The organism is Aporhodopirellula rubra, assembly GCF_014192335.1.
Taxonomy (GTDB): Bacteria; Planctomycetota; Planctomycetia; order Pirellulales; family Pirellulaceae; genus Rhodopirellula; species Rhodopirellula rubra.
Map to the genome: position 1 here is coordinate 212,487 of NZ_JACHXU010000005.1, position 12,647 is coordinate 225,133.

8 protein-coding genes and 1 tRNA gene are annotated in these 12,647 nt (G+C 56.1%); 2 read left to right on the forward strand and 7 right to left on the reverse strand.

Annotated elements, in window-relative coordinates:
* Window positions 1-5: 5 nt before the first annotated feature.
* A tRNA-Ser gene (locus tag FHS27_RS08865) sits at window positions 6-88 on the reverse strand.
* A gap of 92 nt (window positions 89-180) precedes the next feature.
* Entirely contained in the window at window positions 181-1,422 is a 1,242-nt protein-coding gene (locus FHS27_RS08870; protein WP_390853012.1) for an ATP-binding cassette domain-containing protein, read from the reverse strand.
* 182 nt (window positions 1,423-1,604) lie between these two features.
* Here FHS27_RS08870 and FHS27_RS08875 point away from each other — a divergent pair, with 182 nt between their 5' ends.
* Window positions 1,605-2,867, forward strand: coding sequence for an HlyD family efflux transporter periplasmic adaptor subunit (locus tag FHS27_RS08875; protein WP_184304283.1), 1,263 nt, complete (start codon window positions 1,605-1,607; stop codon window positions 2,865-2,867).
* 179 nt (window positions 2,868-3,046) lie between these two features.
* Window positions 3,047-4,132 (forward strand): FtsX-like permease family protein, encoded by a 1,086-nt coding sequence (locus FHS27_RS08880; RefSeq protein ID WP_246419321.1) that lies wholly within the window; start codon window positions 3,047-3,049, stop codon window positions 4,130-4,132.
* A 140-nt stretch (window positions 4,133-4,272) separates the two neighbouring features.
* On the opposite strand, the gene FHS27_RS08885 is transcribed toward FHS27_RS08880, so the two are convergent.
* The 5 genes from FHS27_RS08885 to FHS27_RS08905 form a co-directional block, all read right to left on the reverse strand.
* Window positions 4,273-5,592 (reverse strand): DUF1501 domain-containing protein, encoded by a 1,320-nt coding sequence (locus tag FHS27_RS08885; protein WP_184304287.1) that lies wholly within the window; start codon window positions 5,590-5,592, stop codon window positions 4,273-4,275.
* A 36-nt stretch (window positions 5,593-5,628) separates the two neighbouring features.
* The gene (locus FHS27_RS08890; protein ID WP_184304289.1) at window positions 5,629-8,451 is read right to left on the reverse strand and encodes a DUF1549 and DUF1553 domain-containing protein; all 2,823 of its coding nucleotides are present in this window, start codon (window positions 8,449-8,451) and stop codon (window positions 5,629-5,631) included.
* A gap of 422 nt (window positions 8,452-8,873) precedes the next feature.
* Window positions 8,874-9,749, reverse strand: coding sequence for an SDR family NAD(P)-dependent oxidoreductase (locus FHS27_RS08895; RefSeq protein ID WP_184304292.1), 876 nt, complete (start codon window positions 9,747-9,749; stop codon window positions 8,874-8,876).
* 5 nt (window positions 9,750-9,754) lie between these two features.
* The gene (gene hflX, locus FHS27_RS08900; RefSeq protein ID WP_184304294.1) at window positions 9,755-11,161 is read right to left on the reverse strand and encodes a GTPase HflX; all 1,407 of its coding nucleotides are present in this window, start codon (window positions 11,159-11,161) and stop codon (window positions 9,755-9,757) included.
* 109 nt (window positions 11,162-11,270) lie between these two features.
* Window positions 11,271-12,551, reverse strand: a complete 1,281-nt coding sequence (locus FHS27_RS08905; RefSeq protein WP_184304296.1) for an excinuclease ABC subunit UvrC — start codon at window positions 12,549-12,551, stop codon at window positions 11,271-11,273.
* Between the last annotated feature and the right edge of the window lie 96 nt (window positions 12,552-12,647).

Below are 12,647 nucleotides of genomic sequence, written 5' to 3' on the forward strand. Positions count from 1 at the left end.
AAGAGCGGAGGACACGGGACTCGAACCCGCAACTCCTTACGGAGCAATTGATTTCGAATCAACCTGCTTGCCAATTCGCTTATCCTCCTTGGTCGCCAACCGGTTCCGGTTGGGAGCATCGTATTTTGACGCCGTCTTCGTAATCGTCAAGATGGGGCGACCGTCTTCTGCAAAACATCACTATTCCGAGAAGACACTGCTTCGGACTTCCTCTTCGAGCGATTTCTGCCCCGCTTTGACTTCCTTGAATGTCGCCGCGTCGAGGCTGTAGGTCACCGTGTCGGTCGTCGCGTCGACGTGAGCGTTCCGAGTGTCCCCAGTCAGCAGCGCTGTTTCGCCAAAAAAATCGCCTTCGGTGAGTCGTGCGACTTCCGTGAATTCCTGACTCTCGATACTGGCCGGATCCGTCGGCAACGGTGGTCGGCGGACCACGACTTCTCCTTCGCGGATCAAGTAAAAACGGTCCCCGACGTCTCCATAGGTAACGATTCGATCGCCTGGAGCGTGCTCTTCTCGCTTCATTTTGCGAGCGATCGTGGTCAACGTACCTACCGACACGAGTGAAAACAGATCGCAGCGATGCAGCATTTTACCGAGCAGTGCGGCTTCATCGAGGTTCGTATCCTGAGCGATATTTCCGAAGTCCATTTTGACGATTCGGTCGGCGACATCGAGGATTCGGTTGTCGTGCGTGACGATGACGATCGCCGTGCCCCGTTCTCGAGCTTCCTTTTGGAACAACTCAACGACTTGGCGTACCGAATCTTTGTCCAGTGCCGCGGTCGGTTCGTCTGCCAACAGGATTTCGGGTTGGTGGACGAGGCCTCGGGCAACCGCCACCCTTTGTTTCTGCCCCCCCGATAGACTTTTGGGCTTGTAGTGGATTCGTTCGCCCAGACCGACCGCGACTAGCATTTCTTCGCAGCGGCGATTCTGTTCGCTGCGCGGCATTCCGTCGGCCTGCAGCTCCAACGCCATTCGTACGTTTTGCAGAGCGGTCAGCGACCCGAAAAGGTTGTGAGCCTGAAAAATAAAGCCGAGACGCTTGCGAATGGAGTTAATTTTCGCCGAACTGGCGTCCTTCATCGGCTCGCCGAGAATGTGGATCTGGCCTTCCTGGATCCGCCGTATCGTGCCAATGAGCGTTAAAAGCGTGGTTTTTCCCGAGCCGCTCTGCCCGGTCATGATCACGATCTCGCCAGGCTGGACCTGCAGATTGTTGTCGTAGAGCACCTGTTTCCGGGCGTCGCCGCTGCCGAAAAAGTGGTTGATGCCACAAACGTCAATGAGCGCGGACCCGTCAAAACTGCGATCTGCCTCGACACTTTTTGATTTAAAGCGTTGAAAAAGCTTGCCAGTCGCCGAATCGCGGGCCGATCGAACAGTATCAGCGGCTCTCGTTTTGCCGTTTTCGCGGTTCACGCTGTCTTTCATGTAACGGGAGATAGTAAAAAGCGTTGCGACTACGTTAACTTACCTTAGGTCGTGCGGGTACAGACTTTTCGTCATTTTCTGCCGCGTGTCCCCATTCTGAATTACTCTATCTGGTCAGGTATGGGCTTTTTCTGATTCCACTCGTTTTTCTTTCGGTTCACTGAGTATCCATGCGGTTTCCCATCATCCACAGGTCCCTGCTGATCGGCCCGCTACTCGCCGTGTCCTGCGGTTTGACGCACGTTGGTTGCGATGTCCGGTTGCCCAACTCCCTTTCCGGCAAATCGTCGGCCGACGGGTCCTCCGGCGCCGGTAACGATGCCCCGGCAGTGCTCACCCAAGTAGTCGCCCAGGGCCAACTCGAGCCTCTCGGCGGAGTGCTTTCGGTCATCGCGCCGCCCGGCGACCGAGTCGTCGAGATCCCCGTTCGCGAAGGTGACGTTGTTTCGGCAGGCGACCTGCTCGTGCAGTTGGAAAGCCTCAAAGTCAAGACGATCGAACTGGACGTCGCCGAAACTAAACTCGAGGAAGGAAAATCTCGGCTCGCGGCGGAGAAAGCGGCCGCTCAAGCTCGTCTGAAGGTTGCCCAGACGAAGCTCAGACAAGCGAAAAACCAACTGGAACAATCTCGCACCAAACTCGACATCGCCGAAAGCCCTGGCGGCAGTTTGGACCTGCTGCGAAGAGCCGCCGAATTGGGTGAACGCAAACTCAGCCGCCTGCGAAACGCGTCGGACAACCCATCGACCCAACGTCTGGTGTCTGAAAACAAACTCGAAGAAGAGTCGCTGAAAATCAGCGAAACGCGAGCCCAATACGAAGCCGCCCGCATCGACGCTCGTAACGCAATCGAAACAGCAGACTTGGCCGTCCAAGCTGCGACGCAGGAGATTGTTGCCGCGGAAAAATCCATCCTCGCGGCCGAAGCGTCAGCATCGTTGTCGTCGCTCGAAAAACAAATCGAACTGTTGCGATTGAATATCGAGACGGCCAAGCTGGTCAGTCCGATCTCGGGGCGTATTCTCAAAATCGATACGATGCCCGGTCAAGCCACCACGACGATGCCGTTGATGCACATGGCCGACACCGGCCAAATGGTCTGCATCGCGGAAGTCAACGTGGCCGACTTAGGACGTATTGAGGTTGGCCAATCCGCCGAAATCAGCAGCCCTGGACTGGCCAATCAACTGCACGGCACGGTACGACAGATTCATCATTTGATCGCCTCGCCGAGTATGCCGAGTCCGTTCCCGATGGAGCCCGTGGATCGACACACCGCCGAGGTGACCATCCAAATCTCACCGGAAGACAACGCGATCGCGGCAGAGCGAATCCGCATGCAAGTCGAAGTGACGATCTTTACCGACGCGTCCGATTCGGCCAAACGGACGTCCACTTCGGCTCCGGCAACTGATGACGCGACGTCGACATGAGTGCGGGTGCGTCTCCGAAACTTTCGCGTGAATCAAGTCTCCAGTCCTCGGCGACTTCCGAGAGCAAAACGTTCCGCGGAAGACCCGCTCGGAGGACTTCGCTGGCGTGGAAGAATCTAACCGACGCTCCAATTCGCACCGCGGTCTCACTCGGCGGGATCGGGTTCTCGATTCTGTTAATGTTCATGCAACTCGGTTTTCTCGGCAGCGTGGGTGATACCGCGACCGTTGTGCTGAGCCGGATGAATTGCGACATCCTTGTGCAGTCTCAAGACTATCTCAACGTCTACGATCCGACGACGCTCCCGGGTGATCTACCTCAGTGGCTCGAGGGCATCCCCGAAGTTCGCGCTGCGGTTCCGCTGGATATCGGTGTGACGGTTTGGCAAAGCCCGGTCGATGATTCCTTTCGAGCGATCGCGTTGATGGGAATTGATCTCGATGATCCCGCGTTCGAACTCCCTGAGCTGACACCAACCGTTCGCGCTCAATTGCGGCCCCCCGGGGCTGTTTTAATCGATGACGCGAGCAATAAGAGTTTCGGTCCGCGTAACGGCGAAAAATTCACTTCCGCAGATATCGGCACGACCACCGACGTGGCCGGCAGTCCCGCGACGATCAAAGGGACCTTCGAGATGGGGACGGGCTTGGCGGCCAATGGTGCCTTGTTGGGTTCTCGAAAAACGTTCGACGAACTCACGCCAGGACCACGAGGCAATCGCGTTTCGCTGATCCTGGTGTCGCTGACCAACCCTGAGAAACTCGACGAAGGATTGCATGCGATTGAGCAACGGTTGAAATCGCTCGGCGGCCCGGCATCGCAAGCGGTTCCGATGACACTCGACGAAGCAATGAGTCGCGAACGTGGCCGATGGTACTTTGAAACTCCGATCGGGATGATTTTCGGAATCGGAGTCGTGCTCGGCGTGGTCGTTGGTGGCGTGATCAGTTACATGGTGTTGGCGTCCGATGTGATGGCTCACCTGAGTGAATACGCGACGCTAAAAGCGATCGGATACAGCAACGCGTACCTCGTCAAAACACTGCTGACTCAATCAACGCTGTTAGCGTTACTCGCATTTCCTCCGTCTTTACTTCTCGCCTGCGTTCTGTACTACGCAACGTCGCACTACTCGAGCATTCCGATCCGAATGACGTCAACGTGGATCGTGTTGGTGCTCGTACTGACACTCTTCATGTGTAACGCCGCGGGCGTGTTCGCGTTGCGGAAGCTTCTCAAAGCCGAACCGGCGAGTCTCTTTTAACAAGCCGGCGGAGGCCGCCGATGTCGATTCGAAGACAGCACCGCTAAACACCTCCCCATGCATCCAACGAAAAAACCGCCGGACCAAATTCTGATCCGGCGGTTTGAGTTCACCGCGACATTGCAAAGCAATCGTGTTGGTTACGAGAACAAAGCGTCGACGACCTTACCGTTACGGACCAACGTAATCGGCCGTCCGGTATCCGAGTTAAACTCTTTTGTCGGGTCGATTCCGAGGTTGTGGTAGAAACTCGCGGCGACGTCATCCGGTGTGATTGCGTCGTGTCGCGGCGCCGCGGCGGTATCGTCGCTCTCGCCGATCACTTGCCCACCGCGAACATCGCCGCCTGCCATCAGCATGAACATGCATCGCGGGTAGTGATCGCGACCGCCCTCTTGGCTACGAGTATTGATTTTTGGTGTCCGGCCGAATTCACCGGTGACCATGACTGCCGTCGAATCCAACAGACCACGTTGTTCCAAACCGGTGAGCAACCCGCTGAGACCGTAATCGAGCTTCGGAAGAAGGTCCGTCTTCAACTTGGTGAAGTTGTCTTGGTGAGTATCCCAACCGCCCAATTGCAGCGAGACAAAGTTCACGCCCGACTCGACTAAACGAAGACTCAGCAAACAACTCTGACCGAACGCGTCTTCACCGAACTGAGAACGAAAGCTCTCGGGCTCTTTACTGATATCAAACGCTTTGCGGGCCCGCGGTGACGTGATCATCGCGTAAGCTTGGTCACCGAACCGCGACAAGCCCTGCAACAACTGATCGTCTTCTTCGAGTTCGGCGAAACGTCGGTCGAGTCGTTTGAGCAAATCCTGACGCCGCGAAACTTCATCGACCGTCAGATCGCCCGGCAGTGAGATCCCACGAACCGAAAACGGTTTCCCAAATTGAGGAGCGGCCTTGGTTTCCAGCGCCGCATTCTGCAGTCCGAGAAACCCCGGACCGTGTCCCGCTCTGGGAATCGCAACGTGCGGTGGGATATTGATGTCGGAGGAGCGTTCCGCTGAGACAACGGATCCGAAACTCGGGAACGATAAGGCTGGAATCGGGCGACTCCCCGAATTCACGTATTCACGGCCGAGTTGGTGAGCGGCCAATGTGTGCGACACACCGCGAAGGATCGCGAACTTGTCCGCCACATTCGCGAGCCGAGGCAAATGCTCCGAGATACGGACGCCGGGTACGTTCGTCTCGATGGGCCGAAACGCACCACGCACCGCATCAGGAGCGTCCGGTTTCAAGTCGAACGTGTCCATGTGCGACGGACCACCGACGAGTTCGATAAAGATCGCCCGCCGAGCGTGATTGGGCCTGACCTCGCCCGCCGCGGCCATTTGTAACCAGTTAGGCAATGTGAGTCCGCCGATCCCGACCGCGCCGGTTCCGAGCGTGCCCATTCGAAGAATGTCGCGGCGTCGAACGCCATCACAGGTTTTGTGCAATCGCATATTTGATCTGAGGGGTTGCAAGGTAAGGACGGGGAATTAGTGCGTGATGATGAACTCTTTGGTGTTCACCAACGCCCACATGACCGATGAAAGACCATCGGCGACGGAATCGGAATCGTTGATGTACTGCATCGCAATCTCGAGTTCTTCACGATCAGGTGTTCGCGAGAGCGCCCGGAGATAAGCGTCCTCGACAATTGACTCGAGAGAGTCCGAGGCTTCTTTCGCGTTCGCATTGCCAGTCGAAACGAGTTGCCACGCATCGGGATCGGCAAGAATCGCGGACAGTGAGGGCGTTTCATAACCAAACTGTTTAAAACGTTTTCGCATGGCCTTATACGATTCCTCGAACTTCTCACGTTGCCCGGCACGGCGGTTCGGATTGAGTGCGAGGTAACGTTTGACACGAGCGATCATTTGAACTCGGTTTTGTTCTGCCTTACGAGCGATTTGGTCCTTTTGCGGATTGGATGCCTGCCCGGGGCCGGCTTCACCGAGACTCGCACATGCTTGGGCAACCCACCCATTTTTGGAGGCGAGCTGTTGATACATTTCCATGTCATTACGGAGATAAATGGATTGCAACAAACTCGGCGAATCGCTCCGGTCACAATCACAATTGCTCTCCCGCGCGGACTGTCCAAACACCTGCAACGCGAAATCACGTTGATTGCGGTTTTGAGGCACGTCGGCGGCAATCGCCATGTCTGACATCGTCGATCGCATTTTCTGCGTCTGAACGGTCGACTGCGTTGCCAATAACACCGCGTCGCGAATCACCTCGGCGGGCAAACGCCGTGGTACATGCCGACTGAAGTTCAGTCGATCATGCGAATTGCTGGCGTTGGTGATTGTGCTCCGCTGATAAGCATCGCTCGTCACGATCTCTCGGTGCAGCCAATGCAGATCAAATCCATGCTCGCGAAAACCATCCGACAGATATTTCAGCAGAGGCTGGTTGCTCGCCGGGTTAGCAAGATTCATGTCATCGGTTGGATTGATGATCCCGACACCGAAATAGTTCGACCAAACTCGGTTCACGATCGCAGGTGCAAAAAACGAATTCGCAGGATCACGCATCCACTGCATCAATTCCGCTCGTGGGTCGTCATCCAACTCGATCGGTTCGGCTTGACCGAGCACGTATCCCTTAGGCACCTCGATTGCGACCGCACTGCCTTTGCGTTTCTTATTTTGCTTCGCCGCCTTTTGACGTGCCGCAGCAGAGCGATTGACATAGATCAATTCCGGAAACGGAACGATTGCCCCTTCGTTGGCTCGTCGATAGATCAGCTTGCGTAATTCCCCGTTGTTCAGTTTCTTCCCACCGGTGATGTTGTCGAGCAACTCCTTGCGAATCGGATTGGCCTCTTTCGAAACCGTATTTCCTCTCGCGTTGATGCTCGCAAAGATCTTGGAAAACTGATCGAAGTCATCCTTGGACCACTGATCGAACGGGTGTTTGTGACACTGAGCACATTCGATCCGAATCCCCAAAAATGCGTAGGCAAAGCCGATGGCCCGTTCTTCAGGTTTTTGAAAATTGCGACGTGCCCAGAACAGCGGCATGCCGTCGCGAGCGGCGAACAGATTTTCGTTTCCAGGTTTGCACGCCTCGGTCATCGACTCGCAATATTCGCGATAGTCTTCCCCTTCCTGACGGCTCTGCGCGGTAACGATCCCTTCCACGATCTCATCATAAGGAACGTTGTCGTCGAGACGCACTCGGAGCCATTCGTACCACAGTCGCGACGCAGCACCTCGCATCGGCAAGACGTTGTTGAGTTCCTGTTCATTGTTGCCCGTCCAATCCGCAAATCGAGTCGCCCACCATGCGGCATACCCCGGCGCATCGAGCAAGTCATCGATCAACTCCTTTCGTTTATTTGGGTTTTCGTTCGCCAGAAAGATCCGGACCTCCTCGGCCGCGGGCAACGTTCCCGTAATGTCCAAACTGGCACGGCGAATAAACTCTGTGTCCGTGCAAATCGGCGAAGGGATAATTCCGAGTTTCGCATGTTTGGCAGCGATGAGTCGATCGACCGGATGACTCGATCCGGGCGGGGCGTCGATGTCGGCATCAACCTGCACACGGCGGGTTACGGCAATTGGCACCACGGCTCGGTCGTATGAGACGACCACGTGAGTGTCTCCCGACAACCCGCTGGCCACGAGACCGGATTCGTCGATCGCAGCTACCGCGTCATCGTTGCTCGCAAATCGACAGAGCGCCGTGACGTCCTCTTTCGAACCGTCGGCCCAATGTGCAATCGCCGTCAGTTGCTGCTGCTGATCGTCCGTGTTGAACTGAATTTCGGCAGGTTGAATCTCCAGTCGTTCCAAAGTCTGAATCGCTCTCTCGGTCGCCGCTCCCGATGCGATCCACCGGTGCAGCGTGTTGTACTGCCAACTGCCCTCGTCGAGTCTCTTTCCGCCCTCGTGCATGTCAGCGTCGATCGGCTTGGCCAAAATCAAACTCTCGGCAACATCATCAACGTCGACTCGGCCAGAGTTCTCATCCAACAAGGCCTCGTGGTCCGCCTTGAAGTCATAGCCAAACAGCGACAACTGGAATCCACCACGGCCTTGAAACGATCCGTGGCAAGACCGTCCGTTGCAACCGAGTCGTCCCAATAAAGGCATCACGTGCCGCTGAAAGTCAGGCACTTCAGCCGTTTCCGCATCAGCAAACCGCTGGGGCAGAGGTTTGAGAACCTTGGGAAAGCTGTCTAGTTTCACACCGGACGGCCGAGCTTTCGCGGGTGCCGGTTCCGAATTCGCGTCACCCGAAAAAGCGAGTGTCAGAACGAAAAAGGCGAGGACAATCAATCGGGGAGCAAACGACTGCGCAGGTCTCATCGCAACACTACCTATTTTTCTTATGAAAGATTGAGCCAGCTCGTTTCACTCGATGCGAGGCATCATGAAGACCGGCTCGGACAACGGGGGGCGAGGAAGGACAAAAACAGCTTCCGGGGGATTAAACACCCTCACGGGCCGTTTATACCCGAGTAAACCACAATCTCATAGAAAAGTTTTGTATTTTGTATGAACCATCAGTCGGATCGGCCCTCGAAGTAGCGATCTCCGCCTGCAAAATGCCGTCAACGAACAATGGGAACGCGTTACACATCTAGCCGTTGCAGCGAAAAAACGGCTGCGACGAACGATTTTGAAGCGGCATCACAATCACAAACCGCTCAACTTGAGCAGGTAAGGTCTTTGAGTGCTCTGCTTTGCAACTCGACGCGTCTCCGAACGGCGGTTTGGCAACGTCCGCTTCAGTCGGCGTTTTCGATTGTCCGCGCGAGGATGGCGTTGACCAAGGGCGGCGTGAGGCGGTCTGAGTATACGAGAGCCTTGCCACCCAAACTGAGTATCACCTCGGATCGACATGCCACGATTGCAGCGTACGCGGCGCGGGCAACACGGTCGGCCGGCCAACTGCCGAAGCTCTTGGATTTTTGCCCCGCCTCCGTTCCAACAAGTGAATCGAAAAACTCGCTCTTCGTGGTGCTCGGGCTAACCAACACGACGGCGATACCATCGGACGTCAGTTCCGCGCGAATCGAATCGCTCCATCCATGCAAGGCGAATTTGCTCGCACAATACTCGCTCTTCTCAGGAACCGCACGGTGCCCCAGAACACTACCGATGTTGCAAATCACGGGCGTACATTGCCGTGTCGGGAAATCGTTCGCTGCATTTCGCAACATCTCCATCGCTCCGCGGGTCCACTCCACCGGGGCGTGGAAATTGACCTCCATGATCTGACGCATTCTTTCCGGATCGGCATCCATGAACCGGCCTATCCCACCCACTCCCGCGTTATTGACGAGTAAGTCGAGCTTTCCCTCACCAAGCACGCGTACCTGCTCGAGTGCCTGATCCCGGACCGACATGTCGGTGACGTCGCCAACGATCGGAATGACTTCTGCCTTCGGTGACAAACGTTTTGCCTCGGCGACTAGTTCCTCGAGTCGTTCCCGCCGACGCGCCACCGCAATCACTCGGCACCCTTTGCCCGCGAGCAGCAGCGTGAGTTCTCGGCCGATCCCACTGCTGGCACCGGTCACGACCGCGAGACTCCCTTCGGGTCGCCATCTTCGGCGTCGGTTGGTCCACGGCGCCGGTTTCGATTTCGAGGGCGCAGCCATTGGTTCTACGCCACTTCACTCGAAGGAGTATCAGCGTCGTGGGCATCCGCCTGAGCACTCTGCGTATCTGACACCGCCTCAACCTCCGGTTTAGCGAGTTCGTCGGCGAGCTTCAAATGGGTCGGCGTGATACGCATTGCCGAACGATTGACTTCGCCCATCGCGGCGGCGGGCATTCGAACACGGACAGTAACGTGCGAATCGTGAAATTTGCGAGACTCGACCTTCCCCTTCGCGGACAGGTACGCGAGGAGTTTGCCATCATGGTGCGACACGTCGACCTCCACATCGAGAAATTCACGCGACAAGGCCTCGCCGACCGCTTCGCAAAGCGGGATCAATCCTTTCCCGGTCTTCGCACTCACGGGGATCGCATGGGGATATCGATCGAGAACCCGGTTGAGAATCCGCGGGCTTTGGATCGAGTCGATCTTGTTGAGAATCAGCAACGTGTCTTTCTCTTGGATGCCGAGTTCCTCGAGCACCTGAAAGACCGCGGTGATTTGCTCGAAAACGTTGGGGCTACTCGCGTCGGCGACGTGCATCAACAAATCAGCTTGACGCGTCTCTTCGAGTGTTGACTTAAAACTCGCAACGAGAGAGTGAGGCAGGTCGCGAATGAATCCGACCGTGTCACTCAATAGCACGTGTCCCCAATTAGGAAGGTGCCATCGTCGCGTTCTCGTTTCGAGCGTTGCGAACAATTTGTCTTGCGCAAGAACGCCCGCCTCAGTTAACGCGTTCATCAACGTGCTCTTGCCGGCGTTGGTATATCCGACCAAGGAGATCGTTGGCAATTCGTCGCGTCCGGCAACCTGCCGCTCACGACGCGATTCCACTTTCTCGAGTTCCATCTTTAAATCGTGGATTCGTTTCTGCGCCAACCGCCGGTCGACCTCGAGTTGCTTCTCACCAGGACCACGCATGCCCACGCCCATCGATTGCCGCGACAGGTGAGTCCACATTCGCTTCAGCCGCGGCAACGAATACTCGAGCTGAGCGAGTTCAACGGCGAGCCGCGATTCATGTGTCCGCGCCCCGGCGGCAAAGATATCGAGAATCAACTCGGTCCGGTCAATCACTTTCGCGTTGGTTGCTTTTTCGAGGTTGCGAACCTGCGCCGGTGAGAGATCGTTGTCGAAGAAGATCACGTGCGCTTCATGGCGTTCCACCATCAATCGCAACTCTTCCACTTTGCCTTTACCGAGATACGTCGAGTGATCTGGGGTTCCTCGGCGCTGCGTCAATTCATCGACGACTTCGGTGCCAGCGGTGGTCGCAAGACCGTGAAGTTCCTCCAGCGGGTCGTCCTCGACGACCGAACCGGGCAGGATAAGACGCGCTAGGATGCTGCGTTCGGGACCGTCATCGACTAGAGAGATCAAGTCCGAAGATTTGTGTTGATGAGACACGAGGTGGATTGGGACTCCGAAAGAGAGGTTTGAGCGACGCCGGGTGCGTCCACGAGGCTGCAGGTTACCATTTTAATCCCACAAGGGACATTCTGCCGCCGGGAAAGGTTCAACGTTCGAAAGTAGATTTATTACGTAATATGTGGTGGTAGTGTTGGGCAAATCGGTGCGATTCGTCCCGAACATACTGCAATAATCGCAGCGCAAACGCACTTTTGCTCAGTCGCAGCGGCTCCGAATTCCCCGGACGAAAAATCTCCTCATCGCGTTTGGCCAGCGAGATCACCGTCGGTGGCGTGATTTCCTGATCGCGAAAAGCCGCCATGGCGGCACTGAGTTGCCCCTTCCCGCCGTCGATCAAAAGAATGTCGGGAAAGGGATCCCCGGCATCGCTGAGCCGGCGGAACCGACGTGAGACTACCTCGTAGATGCTGCGAAAGTCATCGATGCCTTTGACGTCCTGGATCTTGTACCGGCGGTAGCCCGGTTTGAACGGGAGCCCATCAATGAACTGCACCAACGAAGCAACGGTTTCGTTCCCTCCCAGATGCGCGATGTCGACGCCTTCGATGATCCGCGGAGTCTCGCTGAGATTCAAAACCTTTTTCAAACCCGTCAGTCCCTTCTTCGGGTCGATGTAGAAAACCTCTGGTTGTGCGTGAGTGTCAAGTTCGCCGCGTTCGCTGAGTCGTTCGAGCATCTTGATTTCGTCACGTAGTACCGCGGCGCGTTCGAAATCCAACTCTTTGCTCGCGGCGGTCATTTCCGCGTTTAACTCTCTCAGCAGTTTCGTCTTCCCGCCATCGAGAAACGTCTGCAGCCTCTTGATGTCGCGACGATAGTCTTCTTTGCTGATACGGAAATTACACGGCGCCGTGCATTGATCGATACTGGCCAACAAACAGGGACGAAACCATTTCCACTTTTCATCCGATTCGCTGATGTCGAGTGTGCAAGTGCGGAACTTAAAGATCCGCTGCATCACCTGAATCGCACCTCGGAGTGCCCCGGCGCTCGTGAAGGGCCCGTACAGTTTGACTCCCGAGGTCTTGGGTTCGCGTGTGATTTCCACACGAGGGAATTCCTCTCGCGTCGTAATCATCAGGTACGGAAACGTCTTATCGTCTTTGAGGTCTTTGTTGTTGCGAGGCTGGATGTCTTTGATCAACCGTGATTCCATCAACAACGCATCGACTTCACTCTCGCACTGAACAAAATCAATATCAGCAATGTCGCTGATCCAGTCCGCCGTGCGGGCGTCTTCGGAAGCCGCTTTGAGAAAATAGCTGCTCGCGCGACTTCTTAGATTTTTCGCCTTTCCCACATAGATCACCACCCCCGCGGCATCCTTCATGAGGTACACGCCTGGTTCCTGAGGGAACGTCTTCACCTTGGCTGCCGCGTGGGCATTGCCCTTGAACTCGAACGTCGCACCCCCAGCTACTCCTTCGGAGAGTTCCGAAGGGGATTCGGGAGTTGGTTCAAC